This is a genomic window from Massilia aquatica (genome assembly GCF_011682045.1).
In the GTDB taxonomy this organism is placed as follows: Bacteria; Pseudomonadota; Gammaproteobacteria; order Burkholderiales; family Burkholderiaceae_D; genus Telluria_A; species Telluria_A aquatica.
In genome coordinates this window covers 115,486-132,025 of sequence record NZ_VVIW01000016.1, presented here as the reverse complement: position 1 = coordinate 132,025, position 16,540 = coordinate 115,486, and the positions used below count along the sequence as shown (strand labels likewise).

The window sequence follows — 16,540 nt, the reverse complement described above, 5'->3', positions numbered from 1 at the left end:
ATGAAACAGTCATGTGCAGTTTAACCCGTTTATCGGCGTGGGCGACGTCATTACACTGGCCGCTTCCGTACTACAACTTTATTGGAGTCACTATGTTCCGCACTACCGCCATCGCTGCCGCCCTGACCCTGGTCTTTACCAATGCGCTGGCCGCGCCCGCCCTGCAAACCAAGGTCTACAACGCCGACGGCCCCAGCTTCAACGTCAATTCGACGCTGATCTATGGCGAGACCGAAGCCATGGTGATCGACGCCGGCTTTACCCGCGCCGACGCGCTGCGCATCGCCGCCAACGTGCTCGACAGTGGCAAGCAGCTCAAGACCATCTTGGTCAGCCAGGCCGATCCGGACTACTACTTCGGCGTGGACACGCTCAAGCAGATTTTCCCCAAGGCGCAGGTGGTCGCCACGCCGCAAGTGATCGAGAAAATCAAGGAGAAAATGGCGGCCAAGGTGGCCTTCTGGACCCCCAAGATGGGCGTGAACGCGCCGGCGGCGACCAGCTTGCCGACGGCCTTGCAGAACATGACGCTCACGATCGACGGCCAGGCGGTCGAAGTGCGCGGCACCCAAGGCGCGCTGGCCCATCGTCCGTATGTGTGGATTCCGTCGATCAAGACCATCACCGGCACCATCGGCGTGTTCGGCAACCTGCACCTGTGGATGGCGGACGCGCCGACGGCGGCGCAGCGCAGCGCCTGGAGCGCCCAGCTCGCCGAAATGGCCGCCTTAAAACCGGCCGTGGTCATTCCGGGGCACATGAAGGCGGGCACGCAACTGGACGCGGGCAGCATCGCCTACACCCAGGGCTACCTGCAACGTTACGAGAAAACCCTGGCCGCCACGGCCAACAGCGCCGAGCTGATCGCGCGCATGAAAAGCGCCTATCCCGACGCGCCGCCGGGCCTGGCGCTCGATATCGGCGCCAAGGTCAGCAAGGGCGAGATGACGTGGTAAACATCGCGTCCGTCGTGTGAACCAGCAGGATCGTGTCCTTGAGTGAATGATCGGGTGAGATTGTCCAAAGCGTGTCTTTCTGAGAATTAATCCCTTAGAATGCAAATCCGCAAGTGCGGATGCCGTCTGCTTCGACCATCGTTCGAGGCGGGCGTGGCACTGCTTTTCCATCCCGGTTGTCATTGACTCCCGTGCCAACAGCGCGCGGGCCACGATTCACACAGACGAGAAGAGGTTCAGGTGGAAGTTTTTATTAACGAACTCAATGGCATCATCTGGAGCAAGGGATTGATTTACCTTTGCCTGGGCGCAGGTTTGTTTTACTCGATCCAGACGCGCTTTGTGCAGGTGCGCCAGGTCAAGGAGATGTTGCGCCTGCTGTTCAAACGCAAGGATACCGCGTCGGGCATTTCCTCCTTCCAAGCCCTCGCGGTATCGCTCTCCGGCCGGGTCGGCGTGGGCAATATCGCCGGCGTCGCGGCGGCCATCGGTTTCGGCGGCCCCGGTGCGGTGTTCTGGATGTGGGTCGTCGCTTTCCTCGGCGCCAGCACGGCGTATGCCGAATCCACCCTGGGCCAACTCTATAAAGTGGAAGAGGACGGCCAGTATCGCGGCGGCTCGGCCTATTTCTTCGAACGTTGCCTGGGCTGGCGCTGGCTTGGCATCGCCTTTGCCATCTCGTCCGTGATCGCCTGCGGCATCTTCCTGCCGGGCGTGCAAGCGAATGCCGTCGGCAATGCGGTGACCCAGGTTTTCGGCAACGGCGCCATGGTCGACACCGTGCTCGGTCCGGTCGGCACGCATAAACTGATCGGCCTGGGCGCGATCCTGGCGCTGCTGGCGGTGATCATTTTCGGCGGTATCAAGCGCATTGCGCAATTTACCGAATACGTCGTCCCTTTCATGGCGCTCGGCTACATCCTGCTGGCGCTGGCCGTTGTCGGAATGAACATCGAGAAGCTGCCGGGCGTGTTCAGCCTGATTTTCTCGGATGCGTTTACGGCACAAGCCGGTTTTGGCGCAGCCATCGGCTGGGGCGTGAAACGCGGGGTCTATTCCAACGAAGCCGGGCAGGGGACCGGCACCCATGCGGCAGCCGCGGCGGAAACCGAACACCCGGCCCAGCAGGGACTGGTGCAGGCGTTTTCGATTTACGTCGACACTTTGCTGGTCTGCACGGCCACCGCCTTGATGATCCTGATCACCGGTCAGTACAACGTGCAGGGGACGCTGCCCGACGGCCAGTTTATCGTGCAAAACCTGCCGGCTAATACCGAAATAGGATCGGCCGCGTTTACCCAAATGGCGCTGCAGTCGGCTTTCGGCGGCTTTGGTCCCATCTTTGTCGGTGTGGCGCTGTTCTTCTTCGCCTTCACGACGATTATTGCTTACTACTATATTGCGGAAACCAATATCGCCTACCTGAACCGCTTGTTCAAGCGCGGCGTGCCCCTGGTTATGGTGAAACTGGTGATCATGGCGATGGTCGCTTACGGCACGATCAATAGCGCGGGGTATATCTGGAATCTCGGCGATATTGGGGTTGGCATCATGGCCTGGATTAACATCATCGGCATCCTGATCATTTTCTTCATGGCCAAGCCGACCATGCTGTGCCTGCGCGATTACGAAGCCCAGTTAAAGGCCGGCGGGCCGATCACCTTCGATCCGGTCAAGCTCGGCATCAAGAATGCCAGCTTCTGGGAAAAGCGCGCAGCGGCGGTGAACAAATAGAAGCATGGGGCGGCCTCGGCGGCCGCCCTTCATATTGCCGCTGGGCCTGGGCAAGTCTTATTCGGTTATTCCTGGCCCATGCTGGTCAGGCAGACCCGCATGCGCGCGGCGGCGTCCCCGGCAGAAAACTGAAATACTCCGCCGCATGGTAGATCAGTTCCATGGTGTCGTCAGTTGACTGGTTCCCGGCGATATAGGGCCAATCCGTGACGATGAGGAAAATAGCTCCAAGGCCCATCGGTTTTCCTTCGAAAAGTGCATGACGGCGGCACATGACAAAAAAGCCCACGAACCGGAATTCGTGGGCTTTCTTGAACTATCTTGGTAGGCCGTGCGGGATTCGAACCTGCGACCAACGGATTAAAAGTCCGCTGCTCTACCAGCTGAGCTAACGACCCAAGGTAAAACGTACAACGTAAAACGGTCAAAAAAAGCAGTGGCGATCGCTCGCAACGGCTCTCAATGCTTACTGCGAATTCGTGGTAGGCCGTGCGGGATTCGAACCTGCGACCAACGGATTAAAAGTCCGCTGCTCTACCAGCTGAGCTAACGACCCCGAAAGAGGCAAGATTATAGCTGGCGATTTCGATTTCCGCTAGGAAGTTTTGCAACAGATGTTGTTGGACTCCGAGCTCGCCCCTGGTTCAGGTCAGCTTGGCGGTGACCTTGAGCACTTCCTCGGCCGTCGTCACACCCTCGATGATCTTGTGCGCGCCGGCGATGCGCAGCGGTTTCATGCCATCGTCCACGCTCTGCTTGCGCAAGGCCGCCAGGTCGGTCTGCTTGCCGATCATGTTGGTAAAGCCTTCCGTCACCGTCAGCAGCTCGTACAGCCCGGTGCGGCCGCGGAAGCCCGTCTGGCGGCATTCCGGGCAGCCAATCGGCCGGTACACCAGCGGCGGCTTGGGAATGTTCCAGGAGCCGCCGATGCTGTCCCACACGTCGTCGTTGAGCTCGCCTCCGGGCGCCTTGCACAGCGGGCACAGGGTGCGCACCAGGCGCTGCGCCATGATGCCGATCAAGGTCGCTTCCAGCAGGTAATGCGGCACGCCCAGTTCGAGCAGGCGCATCACGGCCGAGGGCGCATCGTTGGTGTGCAGGGTCGACAGCACCAGGTGGCCGGTCAGGGCCGCCTGGATCGCCATTTCGGCCGTGGCCAGGTCGCGGATCTCGCCCACCATGATGATGTCGGGATCTTGCCGCATCAGCGCCCGCACCCCATCGGAAAAGCCGAGGTCGACGCTGGGCTGCACCTGCATCTGGTTGAACGAGGGCTCGACCATCTCGATCGGGTCTTCCACCGTGCACACATTCACTTCCGTGGTGGCCAGCGCCTTGAGCGTGGTGTACAGGGTGGTGGTCTTGCCCGAGCCGGTCGGGCCGGTCACCAGGATGATGCCGTGCGGGCGCGTGGTCAGATTGTCCCAGCGCGCCGCGTCGTCCGCCGGAAAGCCGAGCTCGGGCAGGGTCTTGACCACCACTTCCGGATCGAAAATCCGCATCACCAGTTTTTCGCCAAAGGCGGTCGGCATGGTCGACAGGCGCAGCTCGACTTCCTGGCCGCCACTGGTGCGGGTCTTGATGCGGCCGTCCTGCGGGCGGCGCTTTTCGATCACATCCATGCGCCCGAGCAGCTTGATGCGCGCCGTCATGGCGATCATCACCACCGCCGGCACCTGGTAGACCTGATGCAGCACGCCATCGATGCGGAAACGCACCGAGGCGATCTCGCGCTTCGGTTCAAGGTGGATATCGGATGCGCGCTGTTCAAAAGCGTATTGCCACAGCCAGTCGACGATGTTGACCACGTGCTGGTCGTTGGCGTCGAGCTTGTTCGACTTGCCCAGTTCGACCAGCTGTTCGAAGTTGTTGCGCAGCGCCAGGTCCTGGCCCTTGGACTTGTTGGCGTCCTTGATCGACTTGGCCAGGCTGAAGAACTGCGAAATATATTGCGAGATTTCGAGCGGATTGGCGATCACCAGCTCAATCTTGCGCCGCGATACCTTGGTGATCTCGGCTTCCCACTCGACCGAGAACGGCTCGGCGGTGGCCACCACCAGGGTGGTGGCGGTCAGTTCCACCGGCAAAATGTTAAAGCGCGCCGCATAGCTCGCGGTCATCACATCGGCCACTTTGGTGAAGTCGATCTTGAGCGGGTCGATGCGGATGAAAGGCAGCCTGACCTTGCCCGCCGCCCATTCGGTGAGCACGTCGAGCGTGAGGAGGCGCTGCGGGGCGACGGCGGAAATGAGCTTGCACTGCGCCACGGCCGAGAGCGGATGCATGGAGCCGACCGCCGTCTTGAGGATGCCCTGGGCCTGCGCGTAATTGGCCTTGACGTTGACCTTTTCCACGATGCCATCGGCCAGCAGCCACGAAAAGATCGCCTGCAGGTCGAGCGACTTGGGCATGGTGCGCTTGGGCGGCGCGCCGGCTTCTTTATGTTCTGCTTTCAATCCGTGTTCTCCGATGGCAACAGGCACTTACTTGGGCGCCAACAAGCCCTTGACCCAGGATTTGGCCGGCAGTTTGGTGGCCGCCACGATCTGCGCGGCGCGCGCGGCGAGTGCCTCGGGGTCGATCGCCGGGCGTTGCTTGAAGCACAGGGCGACCACGTTACCGTCGTGCACTTCCGGCAGGCAGATCACATGGGCGAAGGCGAATTTCATCGCCTTGATATTGCGCGCGAAGCTGGGGTGGTCGCCGAACAGGTTGACGGTCATCATGCCGCCGTCGCGCAGGCAGGCGTTGCAGGCCTGGTAGAACTCGGGCGTGTCGAGCACGGGGCCGCGCGCGGTGGCGTCGTACAGGTCGCATTGCAGCACGTCGAAAGCGTCGGCGTTGGCCGGATCGTTGACGAAGTCGAGCGCATCCATTTCCAGCACGCGCAGGCGCGCGTCCTCGGGCGGCATCTTGAACATCGAGGCGCAGATGGCGATGACGGACGGGTTCAGTTCGACCGCCGTGACCGATGCTTCGGGAAAGGTCTTGTAGCAGTATTTGGTCAGGGTGGCCGTGCCCAGGCCCAGCTGGGCGATGGCGCGCGGAGCCTCGATGAACAGCATCCAGGCCATCATTTGCTGGGCATATTCGAGTTCGGGCCAGTCGGGCTTGCGGATGCGCATGGCGCCCTGCACCCACTCGGTGCCGAAATGCAAATAACGCACGCCGTCCTGTTCGGAAAGGGTGACTGGCGCAAACTTGGGCTTACGGGCGGGGCGGCGCGAGGATTCGGCCTGTTCGATGGATTTTCGTTTGATGAGCATAGGACGCCTGATTCGATCGCCCATTATCGGTGGATGGCTTACTGGAGTGCAAGCTAAATGCGGGAGGGGATAAGATTGGTTGTAGGAGTAAGTCGTTTGGGAGAACCCTGAACCCAAAAACCGTCATTCCCGCCTGCGCGGGAAAGACGGTTTTGGGGCTAGCGGCGCTAAAAATTGCACAAGTCGTTGAAAAGTCCCGACTTACTGCCCGCGCTCCGGCTCCACCGACACGCGCAAGCGAATCCGCTGGCCGGGGTCGCGGTCCATCAGGCTGGTGTACGTTTGCCCGCGGTAGTCGTAGGTGACGTCGTAGCCGGTGGTGCGCGATTCGTACGCATCGACCATGCGGCACTGGCGCACCGCCTGTTCCTGCATGTACTGCTGCTGGGCCTGCACCGGGCGGCCGTTGTTGTCGACCCGGTCGCCGACCACCGCGCCGGCGATGGCGCCGGCCGCCGTGGCCGCCGCGCGGCCGCTGCCGCCGCCGACCTGGTTGCCCAGCAAGGCGCCGGCGATGCCGCCGATGATGGCGCCGCCCGCGCTACGCTGCTGCGGCTGCTGTTGTACCGGTACCTGTACGTACTCGGTCTTGCATTCTTCGCGTGGCTGGCGGATCTGCTCGACGCGCGGCTGGACGCGGACCACGCGCCCGTAGTCGGCGAATTCGGTCGCCTGGGCAAACGGCAGGGCGCAGATGCCCAGAGCCGTCACGATCAGTTTGGTGTGCATGTTCATGGGATACCTCGTTGTAGGGTAAGACAATGTAAGAGGGCTCTGAGTTCCAAGCCTGAGAACCACCAATACATGGTAGTCCTCCCGGCGCCGGTTTTGAAATCCGCATGGCAACAATTTGTAACAGCGGAGAATACCTCCGGTAGCAGGTCGCAGAATGGGGCGCGCTTGCTTCCGTAATCGGCCAAATTAGAGTCTTTCTACAGAAATTGCTCTGATTTATTACAAATATTGTGGTTCAAATCACATTCGGGTTGATTCAGTAACCACAAAACGTTACCCTTATACGATTAGGGGGTATATTGGCGGGTGGCAACGGTAGCAGGAAATCGGCGTTTTCCCCGGTAAGCGCGACGCATCGGCAACAATAGAACTGAAACGCACCCGACCACACCAGGACGACTTGAGGGAAAAATGAGTTTGTTGATTACAGTGCCGCCCAATCTTGTGCAGTCCATCCGTGCTTTCCGTGTCGTGGAACTGCAAGAAGAAGCAGTCCGGCTGGGACAGCATTTCCTGTACGCGCATTGCGCCGATACGCTGACCAAACAGCAAGTGTGCGGACGCATCGCCGAAAATTTTTATTTTCCCAAGCCTTGCGGCAAGAATTTCGACGCCCTGCGCGAATGCCTGACCGATACCATCCATAAAGCCGGCACCCAGCCAGGCTTTATCGTGGTGCTCGAACAATTGCCCAATACGCAGAAATTCGACAAGGAAGCGCGCGAAACCCTGCTCGACGTGTTCCGCGACGCCGCCGATTACTGGGCCGAGAAAAAAGTACCGTTCCGGGTATTCTACTCCTTCGAATAAGGCGCCGGCGGGGCCCGCCGTGCGCCGGATGCCAGCACTTGATCCGTGCTGCGCTGCAACAATTGTATCCCGGTTTATTGGTTCGGCCAGCCGCTCAGGGTACAATGCGCGCTATGAAAAACATTGTGATCCTCATTTCCGGGCGCGGCAGCAACATGGAAGCCGTCGTCCATGCTGCTCGGGAAGAGCAGTGGCCGGCGCGTATCGCGGCCGTCATCAGCAACAAGGCGGACGCCAAAGGCCTCGAATTTGCCCAGGAACACGGCATTCCGACCGCCGTGGTCGCCAACAAGGAATTCGCCACGCGCGAAGCCTTCGATGCCGCCCTGCAAACAACCATCGACGGCTTCGCGCCCGACCTGGTGGTGCTGGCCGGCTTCATGCGCATCCTCACGCCAGGCTTCGTGGCCCATTACGACGGGCGCATGCTCAATATTCATCCTTCGCTGCTGCCGCTGTTTCCAGGCCTGCATACGCACCAGCAGGCGCTCGACGCCGGCGTGGCCAGGCACGGCGCCACGGTCCATTTCGTCACCGCCGAACTCGATCACGGCCCGGCCGTGCTCAAGGCGGAAGTCGACGTCTTGCCGGGCGATACCCCGGACACACTGGCCGCGCGCGTGCTGGTGCAGGAACACACGCTGTACCCGCGCGCGATCCGCCTGTTCGTCGAGGACCGGCTCAGCATCGATAACGGCGACGTTCGCATCGCCGATAAAACACATAATTAACCAAGGAATACCATGAGATTGCCACCAGCGATTCTCGCCAATACAGAAGAAGTATTGCGCGAGATCTTGCGTTTTTCGGCGCCTGCCGACACCACCCTGTCGCGCTACTTCAAAGACCACCCACGCCTGGGCTCGCGCGAGCGCGGCGCCGTGGCGGAAGGCATTTACGCCATCCTGCGCAACAAGTCGTTCTTCACCGACTTCGCCGAAGCGACCTCCAGCCCGACCATGCGCCGCCTGACCATTCTCGGCCTGGCCGAAGCGGTGGGCGTCGATTCGCTGGGCGGCCTGAGCGAAGAAGAAACCGAATTCCTCAACCGTATCGCCCAGATCGACCGTAACCTGATGCCGCCGCAAATGCGCTCGAACCTGCCGAAGTGGCTATTCGACAAGTTCGTGGCCCAGTACGGCGAAGCCGACACGCTGGCCCTGGCGCACGCCCTGAACCAGCCGGCGCCGCTCGACCTGCGCGTCAATTCGATCAAGGCCACGCGCGATGAAGTCGTCGCCGGCCTGGCCGAAGCGCCGATCGAAGCGATGCCGATGCCGTACGCGCCGCTCGGCCTGCGCGTGCTGAAAAAGCCAACCCTGCAAAACCTGCCGCTGTTCAAGAGCGGCGCGATCGAAGTGCAGGACGAGGGCAGCCAGGTATTGAGCCAGATCGTCGGCGCCAAGCGCGGCGAGATGGTGGTCGATTTCTGCGCCGGCGCCGGCGGCAAGACGCTGGCACTGGGCGCGCTGATGCGCAACACGGGCCGCCTGTACGCCTTCGATATTTCCGAAAAACGCCTCGCCAAGCTCAAGCCGCGCCTGGCGCGCAGCGGCCTGTCGAACGTGCATCCGGTCCAGATCGCGCACGAACGCGATGCCAAGATCAAGCGCCTGGCCGGCAAGATCGACCGCGTGCTGGTCGATGCGCCCTGCTCGGGCTTGGGTACCCTGCGCCGCAATCCGGATGTGAAATGGCGCCAGAAAGTCGAAGCCGTCGCCGAAATGCAGGCAAAGCAAGCCTCGATCCTGGACGGCGCGGCGCGCCTGCTCAAGGGCGGCGGACGCCTGGTGTACGCCACCTGCAGCCTGCTGGACGAAGAAAACGACTTTATCGTCGAGCAATTCCTGGCCGCACATCCGGAATTCGATCTGGTGCCGATGAGCAAAGTGCTCGCTGAGCAAAAGATTGACCTGGAAATGGGCGACTACCTCAAGCTGTTGCCGCACAAGCACCACACCGACGGCTTCTTCGCCGCCGTACTGGAACGCAAGCCAATGGCGCCGAAGCCACCGAAAGACAAGCCGGCTGACGACGCCGACGCCGCCGACGACGAATAACCCGCCACCAGCTAGCCCATGCCCTTATCGAACGTACTGTCCGACCTGATCGAGGATTTCGACAAACCCATCTTCCTGTACCAGGCTGGGGCGATCGCTGTGTGTGTGGTGCTGGGATGGGGGCTCGGCTACGCCATCCGGCGTGCCTGGCTGCGCGGACGCTCCGGCAGCGGGGTGGTGCAGATCGGCGTGGAAAGTTTCTCCTACGTGCTCAGTCCGTTGGCGGTGGTCGGATTTCTTGCCATCGCCAAACTCCTGTTCGTGGCGGAACGCTACAACGTGCACCTGCTGCGCCTGGCGCTGCCGCTGTTCGCCTCGCTGGCGGTGATCCGCCTGGCGTTCTATCTGATGCGGCGCGTGTTTGCGCGCCACGGTCCGGTCGGCGCCGCCATTCTCACCTTCGAAAAAATCTTCGCCATGCTGGTCTGGCTGGCCGTGGCCCTGTACATCGCCGGGCTGTGGCCGGATGTGTTCGACTTCCTCGACGAAACCAAGCTGCCGATCGGCAAACGCGGGGGATTGTCGCTGGCCTCGATTTTCCAGGCCGTGGTGTCGGTCGTGATCCTGCTGATGCTGGCGCTGTGGGCCGGCGCCGCGCTGGAAGAGCGCCTGATGAATGTGCAGGGCATCCACACTTCCTCGCGCGCCGTGATCGGGCGCATGAGCCGCGCGGTGCTGATCATTATTGCCGTCCTCGGCAGCCTGACCCTGGTCGGCATCGACCTGACCGTGCTGTCGGTGTTCGGCGGTGCGCTCGGCGTCGGCCTCGGCCTGGGTATGCAGAAAATCGCCAGCAACTATGTGTCGGGCTTCGTCATCTTGCTCGAACGCAGCCTGGCCATCGGCGACATGATTTCGGTCGATAAATTCACCGGCAAGGTGACCCATATCAATACCCGCTATACGGTCCTGCAAGGGCTCGATGGGGTGGAAACGGTGTTGCCGAACGAAATGCTCATTTCCGGCCCGGTACAGAATCAATCGCTGTCGAACCGCTCGATCCGGGTAGCGACCACCATCACTGTGGCCTACGACAGCGACCTGGCAGTCATCATGCCCCTGCTCGAACAACAGCCGCAGGGCGTGGAACGGGTGCTGGAAGATCCGGCGCCTGGCGTCTCGCTGACCAAATTCGGCGCCGATGGCTACGACCTGGAAGTCGGTTTCTGGATCCGCGACCCGGAAAATGGCCGGGGCGGCGTGATTTCGGAAGTGAACAAGAAGATTTATGCCCTGATTCAGGCCGGCCAGATCAGGCTGGCGTATCCTGCGCGCGACACGCGCTTGCTCGATGCCCAGATGATGACGGTGCTGGCTGGCATGGCGCGTCCCGAAGCGCAGAGTGCGGAAACCCCGCCCCCCAGCCCGCAATGAGCCTGAGCTGATTGCCGCAAGGTGGTCCGGGTGGGCGCGTTGCAGACGCGGGTGGGCCGCTTGCGCTGCGTATTCGAGGATTCCTACTGAAATGATTGGTGAGAATCGTACCGTGCGGTACGGTATCGTCGTAAAATGACTCACTCGATCGTTGCCATGTGGCATTGTCGAGATAACAACGACCACCAATTTGGAGCGGTAATGGATTTGTTTAGCACCACCTTGAATGCTGTGCTCGATTTTATGTCGACGGGTTTGATTGGCCTGTCCGGCTGGGAAGTCGTGATTTACACGCTGATCGTAACGCATATTACGATTGCCAGCGTCACCATCTATTTACACCGCCACCAGGCGCACCGCGCGCTGGACCTGCATGCGATTCCAAGTCACTTTTTCCGTTTCTGGCTGTGGCTGACCACCGGCCAGGTGACCAAGGAATGGGCCGCGATCCACCGCAAGCACCACGCCAAATGCGATACCGCCGAAGACCCGCACAGCCCGGTCACACGCGGCATCCGCAAAGTCTTGTTCGAAGGCGCCGAGCTGTATCGCGCCGAGTCGAAAAACCTGGAAACGATGGAAAAGTACGGTCACGGCACGCCCACCGACTGGATCGAGCGTCATCTGTATACCCGTTACAGCTGGCAGGGCGTCGCAGCGCTGCTGGTCATCAATTTTGCCCTGTTCGGCGTGATCGGCGTGACCATCTGGGCGATCCAGATGGCATGGATTCCGATTACCGCGGCCGGTATCATCAACGGCATCGGCCATTATTGGGGCTACCGCAATTACGATTGCTCCGATGCGGCCACCAATATCATCCCGTTCGGCATTCTGATCGGCGGCGAAGAGCTGCATAATAATCACCACACCTTTGCCACCTCGGCCAAGCTGTCGTCGAAATGGTACGAATTCGATATTGGCTGGTTTTATATCCGCGTGCTGGAAACGCTGGGCCTGGCCAAGGTCAAGAAAGTGGCGCCAAAGCCGGTGTTCGAACCGGGCAAAACGGTGGCCGACCTTGAAACCTTGCAGTCGGTGATCGCCAACCGCTATGACGTGATGGCGAAATACGCCAAATCGGTCAAGCAAGCCTGGCACGACGAATTCGAGCACCTCAAGCACAAGGCCGAGCTGGAAAAACGCTTCCTGAAATCGTCGCGCAAGCTGTTGCAGCGCGAGCCGGGCAAGCTGGAAGATCCGCAGAAGCAGCAATTGATCGAGTTGTTCCAGCACAGCAAGGCACTGGAAACGATGCACCAGATGCGCGTGGAGCTGGGCGCGATCTGGGAACGCTCGCACTTCACGCGCGACCAGTTGCTGCAGCAGTTGCAGGACTGGTGCACCCGCGCCGAAGCGTCCGGCATCAAGTCGCTGCAGGAATTCTCGCTGCGCCTGCGCAGTTACGCATAAGAAGCTGGTAGCCGCGACGCCGTCACTGGCATCGCCGCACTTCAAACCGTCATTCCCGCGCAGGCGGGAATCCAAGGCCTCTCCGATACGCGAAGGAGCTTGGATTCCCGCCGACGCGGGAATGACGGTTTCGACGTTTACGGCTGGCGGTAAAAAGCGCTGCCTATTTACAATCCATCATTGTCTGAAAATGCCATGACTAAAAAAATCGCCATCCTGTTCGTCTGCATGGCCAACTACTGCCGCTCGCCCACCGCCGAGGGCGTGTTCCGCAGCCGCGCCAGCGCCGCCGGCCTCGATCCGTTCCTGCTGATCGATTCGGCCGCGACCTCGAATTATCGCATCGGCCACGCGCCCGACCCGCGTTCGAGCGATCATGCCGCCCGCCGCGGCATCGACCTGACCGCCCAGCGCGCGCGCCAGATCACCCTGGCCGATTTCGAGAACTTCGATCATATTTATGGCATGGACCGGCAGAACATCTCCATGCTCAAAAGTGCCTGCCCACCGCAGTACCACCATAAAATCGGCCTGCTGATGCAGTTCGCCACCCGCTCGGATTCGGACGTGGTGCCCGATCCATACGGTGGCGATGTCGATGGTTTCGAACTTGTCCTCGACTATATTGAAGACGCCGCCGACGGCCTGGTGGCCAGCCTGCGCGCGCAGATTGCAGCGCAAAGCGACGCGGCAGGCGAGGCTATATAAAGCAAAAGAGCCGCGCACTTGCGTGGGCGGCTCTTCTGGTACTGAAATCGGGATCGCGGATTACTTGATCTTGGTTTCTTTGTACATCACGTGCTTGCGTGCTTTAGGATCGAACTTCATGATCTCCATTTTAGCAGGCATCGTGCGTTTGTTTTTATCGGTGGTGTAGAAGTGACCCGTACCTGCGGTCGATTCCAGCTTGATTTTGTCGCGGCCAGTTTTTGCCATGATAGCTCCCTAATTAAACTTTTTCGCCACGGGCACGCATGTCGACCAGCACGGCATCGATGCCGACTTTGTCGATTACGCGCAGACCGGCGTTGGACAGGCGCAGGGAGACCCAGCGGTTTTCCGATTCCACAAAAATACGACGATTTTGCAGGTTAGGCAAAAAACGACGCTTCGTTTTGTTGTTAGCGTGGGAGACGTTGTTACCAACCATCGGGCCCTTGCCAGTTACTTGGCAAACACGTGCCATAGCGCACTCCTTGAATATATCCAAAATTGGAAAAACAAGAGTATAGCGTGAAAAGCGAAGTTAAATCAACGACTTGTGAAAAACAATTGTGTCTTATGATCGCAAAAATTTAACATTTGGGGTGCTCGCCAGACTGCGTAAGCCCGACGCTGCCGTGGCTACATCTGGCCGTGCTCGGCGAACGAGTGTACGTGGGGTCCGGCGACAACAAAATGGTCCAGCACGCGCACATCGATCAGCGCCAGGGCTTGCACCAGCGAACGGGTCAGCAACAGGTCGGCTTCGCTCGGATCGGGCGTGCCGGACGGGTGGTTGTGTGCCAGCAAGATACTTGCCGCGTTGCGCGCCAGCGCCGCCTTGACCACCTCACGCGGATGCACGCTGGTGTGGGTCAGGGTGCCGCGAAACATTTCTTCGCAGGCGATCAGGCGGTTTTTCACGTCCAGGAACAGCACCAGGAAGGATTCGTGCGGCTGGCGGCCCAGTAGCATGCGCAGGTATTGGCGCACCGCTTCCGGCGAGTTCAACAGCTCGCCGCTTTCGAGCCGCTCGCCGATGGCGCGCTGGGCCAGTTCCATTACGGCCTGCAATTGCGCAAACTTGGCCGGTCCCAGGCCGTGCACCGTGGAAAGCTGGATCAGGCTGGCGCCGAACAGACCGTTGATCGACCCGAAGCGCAGCAGCAGGTCGTGTCCGAGCTCGACCGCGCTTTTGCCGCGCACGCCCACGCGCAGGAATACGGCCAGCAATTCCGGATCGGACAGGGCAGACGCCCCTTCGCTGATGAGCCGCTCGCGCGGACGCTGCTGTTCTGGCCAGTCCTTGATTCCCATCGCGCCTCCAATTCAAGGTTAAACTTGCAACATGGTGAACGTCATGCGAACGGCTATCAAGGCGAGCATTGGCTGGTCGGATCGCAGCACGACATCCCATTATCGGCGTGCCGGGGCGCGCCTTACTGATCCCGCCATGAGAATCGGCGGGAACCTGGAGCGCTTTTTGACATCGACGGATGCTTGCATGCGAATAATTGCCCTGGCAGGAATGGCCCTGCTGATCCCTCTGGCCCAGGCGGCGCCCGCCGCACAGGCGCAGCGCTGGGTCGACGGCCACGACGTCATCCTGCGCGCCGGGCCGCAGTCCGACGCGCCCGCCGTGGCGCGCCTGCCGCATAACAGCGTGGTCACCCTGGTGCGCGAGGAAAGCGCGGTCGGCTACTGCGCAATCCGCACCGCAGACGGTACGGCCGGCTACACCGCCTGCCGTTATCTGATGCGCGCACCGGTGATTGCCGTTGATGCGCAGGGAAAACCACGTCCGGCAGAGCCTGACCCGGAGCGCGCGTTCTGGCAGCAGCCGGACTGGAGCAACCTGGAGCGCTATGCGCAATCGCTCAGGGATCGCAACCTGCGCATCAAGCAGCAGGGACCATTCCCGCGCAGCGAGGCGCTGGAAAAAATGAAGGCGCACCTGGCGCTGGGTATGCACGCCGCCAAACCCGCGCCGTTCGCCGACTGGGCCGAACTCAAGCGCAATGGGCTGCGCCTGCGCGCGCAGGACAAGGCCGGTGCCGAGCAAGCATCGGAGACTGCCGCCGGCCTGCGCGAGCAGGTCGGACTGTCGCCCAGCGAGCTGTTCAACAGTGACGAAGCCGCCGGCCGGCGCCGTCTCTCCGGCCTGATCGGCGCGCTCGAGTTCAGCGCGGTGACACCCTCGCTGTTCCGCAGCGAAGCCGAGGTGGCGCCGCCGGACAGCTCTGCCGAACAGGCGGGCGGGCGCTTCGGCATCAAGTTCCGGCAGCAGGTTATGCCGCGTCCCAAGCCAGTCCAGGTGAGCGAAGACGACGAGTCTCCTGGTTTGTACGACATGCTCAGCCGCACCGACACCCTGGTGCGTCCCGTCAACCGGGTCCGGCTCGACCGCGACGGCGCCCTGCGCGTCCAGCCCAGCCTGATCAGCAAGACCGAGACCCTGTGGCGCCATCTTGACGCCCCCGCATGCCAGGGCTGGGTGCCCGGCTTTGCCTACGGCGCGGCCGACGCCGGCCCGTGGCGTTTCTTCGGCAAACTGGCCGCCGCCAACAAGAAAGAGAACACCCAGCCGCCCGGCAGCCTGTTCGCTTTCTACACCACGCTCGACCTGCCGTCCGGCCCGGCGAAGGTCAGCCAGACGCGCGTGACGCTCGCGCGCGCCAGCACAGGTTTTGTCAAAGGCACCCATCTCTACTACGACCTGAACGCCGACGGCATTGCCGACCTGGCCGTGTGGGAAGGGGAGGGCAAGGGGCCGGGCGATATCGTGCGCCGAACCACCATCACCGACGACCGCTGGTACCGGCTGGTGCTGGTCAACATCAACGGTGCCTGGAAAGTGCTCGGCAGCGACTATTTCAGCTACGGCTGCGGTTGCTGATCGGGTGCGCGCCGCCGTTCCGGCCGTCATCAAAATGCGGACAGGCGAGGCTATCCGGCCCCCGGTGGCTTACAATGGTGCTTTGCACGCCTCGATACCGACCATGTCCACTACTACCCCCGCCGTCGTCACCGAATCGGCCTACCTGACCCTGCATTACCGGCTGGCCACGCAAGACGGCACCGATCTGATCACGACTTTCGCCGGCAACCCGGCCACCCTGATGATGGGCAGCGGCCAGCTCGCGCCTTTCCTCGAAACCTGCCTGCTGGGCTTGCCAGAAGGCACGCACCAGACCTTCCAGCTGGCCCCGGCGCAAGCCTTTGGCGAGCGCAACCCGGAGCTGGTGCGCGATGTCTCGCGCGCCACCCTGGATGACAACTCAGCCCCCGGCGCCGACTATAAAGTGGGCGACCTGGTCGACTTCGCCGCGCCGGGCGGCGGCCGCTTCGCCGGCGTGCTGCGCCAGTTCGGCGAGGATGCGGTCACCTTCGACTTCAACCACCCGCTGGCCGGCCAGTCGCTGCAATTCGAAGTACGCCTGATCTCGGTACTTTAATTTAGGTACTTTAATTAGCGTTGCATAAACAACTG

Annotated in this window: 17 protein-coding genes and 2 tRNA genes; 10 read left to right on the top strand and 9 right to left on the bottom strand. The window is 61.3% G+C overall.

Annotated elements, in window-relative coordinates; genetic code table 11:
* The first annotated feature begins 92 nt into the window (after positions 1-92).
* Positions 93-956: an MBL fold metallo-hydrolase gene (locus F1609_RS23380; protein WP_167079056.1), complete on the top strand. Its 864-nt coding sequence runs from the start codon at positions 93-95 to the stop codon at positions 954-956.
* A gap of 240 nt (positions 957-1,196) precedes the next feature.
* Positions 1,197-2,690, top strand: a complete 1,494-nt coding sequence (locus F1609_RS23375) for an alanine/glycine:cation symporter family protein (protein WP_167079055.1) — start codon at positions 1,197-1,199, stop codon at positions 2,688-2,690.
* An 85-nt stretch (positions 2,691-2,775) separates the two neighbouring features.
* Here the strand turns inward: F1609_RS23375 and F1609_RS23370 are convergent, their stop codons facing one another.
* The 6 genes from F1609_RS23370 to F1609_RS23345 all read right to left on the bottom strand — a co-directional run bounded on the left by F1609_RS23370 (position 2,776) and on the right by F1609_RS23345 (position 6,691).
* Positions 2,776-2,979 carry a hypothetical protein gene (locus tag F1609_RS23370; RefSeq protein WP_167079054.1) on the bottom strand — a complete coding sequence of 68 codons (204 nt, stop codon included), beginning with the start codon at positions 2,977-2,979 and terminating at the stop codon, positions 2,776-2,778.
* A gap of 33 nt (positions 2,980-3,012) precedes the next feature.
* Positions 3,013-3,088 (bottom strand) — tRNA-Lys (locus F1609_RS23365).
* A gap of 82 nt (positions 3,089-3,170) precedes the next feature.
* Positions 3,171-3,246: transfer RNA gene (locus F1609_RS23360), tRNA-Lys, on the bottom strand.
* Between the two features lie 88 nt (positions 3,247-3,334).
* Positions 3,335-5,101: a type IV pilus assembly ATPase TfpB gene (tfpB, locus tag F1609_RS23355; protein ID WP_167079095.1), complete on the bottom strand. Its 1,767-nt coding sequence runs from the start codon at positions 5,099-5,101 to the stop codon at positions 3,335-3,337.
* Between the two features lie 72 nt (positions 5,102-5,173).
* Positions 5,174-5,956, bottom strand: a complete 783-nt coding sequence (locus F1609_RS23350; protein WP_167079053.1) for a spermine/spermidine synthase domain-containing protein — start codon at positions 5,954-5,956, stop codon at positions 5,174-5,176.
* A 201-nt stretch (positions 5,957-6,157) separates the two neighbouring features.
* Positions 6,158-6,691 (bottom strand): YMGG-like glycine zipper-containing protein, encoded by a 534-nt coding sequence (locus tag F1609_RS23345; protein ID WP_167079052.1) that lies wholly within the window; start codon positions 6,689-6,691, stop codon positions 6,158-6,160.
* 411 nt (positions 6,692-7,102) lie between these two features.
* Between F1609_RS23345 and F1609_RS23340 the strand changes: the two genes are divergently transcribed.
* The 6 genes from F1609_RS23340 (at position 7,103) to F1609_RS23315 (ending at position 13,056) form a co-directional block, all read left to right on the top strand.
* Positions 7,103-7,501 carry a barstar family protein gene (locus F1609_RS23340; RefSeq protein WP_167079051.1) on the top strand — a complete coding sequence of 133 codons (399 nt, stop codon included), beginning with the start codon at positions 7,103-7,105 and terminating at the stop codon, positions 7,499-7,501.
* Positions 7,502-7,614: 113 nt separating this feature from the next.
* The gene (purN, locus tag F1609_RS23335; RefSeq protein ID WP_167079050.1) at positions 7,615-8,232 is read left to right on the top strand and encodes a phosphoribosylglycinamide formyltransferase; all 618 of its coding nucleotides are present in this window, start codon (positions 7,615-7,617) and stop codon (positions 8,230-8,232) included.
* A 12-nt stretch (positions 8,233-8,244) separates the two neighbouring features.
* Positions 8,245-9,561 (top strand): RsmB/NOP family class I SAM-dependent RNA methyltransferase, encoded by a 1,317-nt coding sequence (locus F1609_RS23330; RefSeq protein WP_167079049.1) that lies wholly within the window; start codon positions 8,245-8,247, stop codon positions 9,559-9,561.
* Positions 9,562-9,579: 18 nt separating this feature from the next.
* Positions 9,580-10,935: a mechanosensitive ion channel family protein gene (locus F1609_RS23325; protein ID WP_167079048.1), complete on the top strand. Its 1,356-nt coding sequence runs from the start codon at positions 9,580-9,582 to the stop codon at positions 10,933-10,935.
* 201 nt (positions 10,936-11,136) lie between these two features.
* Positions 11,137-12,348 carry a DesA family fatty acid desaturase gene (locus F1609_RS23320; protein ID WP_167079047.1) on the top strand — a complete coding sequence of 404 codons (1,212 nt, stop codon included), beginning with the start codon at positions 11,137-11,139 and terminating at the stop codon, positions 12,346-12,348.
* Positions 12,349-12,543: 195 nt separating this feature from the next.
* A complete protein-coding gene (locus tag F1609_RS23315) occupies positions 12,544-13,056 on the top strand; it encodes a low molecular weight protein-tyrosine-phosphatase (RefSeq protein WP_167079046.1) in 513 nt (170 codons plus the stop codon).
* Positions 13,057-13,116: 60 nt separating this feature from the next.
* Here the strand turns inward: F1609_RS23315 and rpmG are convergent, their stop codons facing one another.
* The 3 genes from rpmG to radC form a co-directional block, all read right to left on the bottom strand.
* On the bottom strand, positions 13,117-13,287 hold the full coding sequence (gene rpmG, locus F1609_RS23310) for a 50S ribosomal protein L33 (RefSeq protein WP_197422130.1): 171 nt from the start codon (positions 13,285-13,287) through the stop codon (positions 13,117-13,119).
* 10 nt (positions 13,288-13,297) lie between these two features.
* On the bottom strand, positions 13,298-13,534 hold the full coding sequence (rpmB, locus tag F1609_RS23305) for a 50S ribosomal protein L28 (RefSeq protein WP_054264245.1): 237 nt from the start codon (positions 13,532-13,534) through the stop codon (positions 13,298-13,300).
* A 158-nt stretch (positions 13,535-13,692) separates the two neighbouring features.
* Positions 13,693-14,367: a RadC family protein gene (gene radC / locus F1609_RS23300; RefSeq protein WP_167079045.1), complete on the bottom strand. Its 675-nt coding sequence runs from the start codon at positions 14,365-14,367 to the stop codon at positions 13,693-13,695.
* Between the two features lie 187 nt (positions 14,368-14,554).
* Here radC and F1609_RS23295 point away from each other — a divergent pair, with 187 nt between their 5' ends.
* Both F1609_RS23295 and F1609_RS23290 read left to right on the top strand, forming a co-directional pair.
* Positions 14,555-15,946 (top strand): SH3 domain-containing protein, encoded by a 1,392-nt coding sequence (locus F1609_RS23295; protein ID WP_167079044.1) that lies wholly within the window; start codon positions 14,555-14,557, stop codon positions 15,944-15,946.
* Between the two features lie 103 nt (positions 15,947-16,049).
* Positions 16,050-16,505, top strand: a complete 456-nt coding sequence (locus F1609_RS23290; protein ID WP_167079043.1) for an FKBP-type peptidyl-prolyl cis-trans isomerase — start codon at positions 16,050-16,052, stop codon at positions 16,503-16,505.
* The last annotated feature ends 35 nt before the right edge of the window (positions 16,506-16,540 follow it).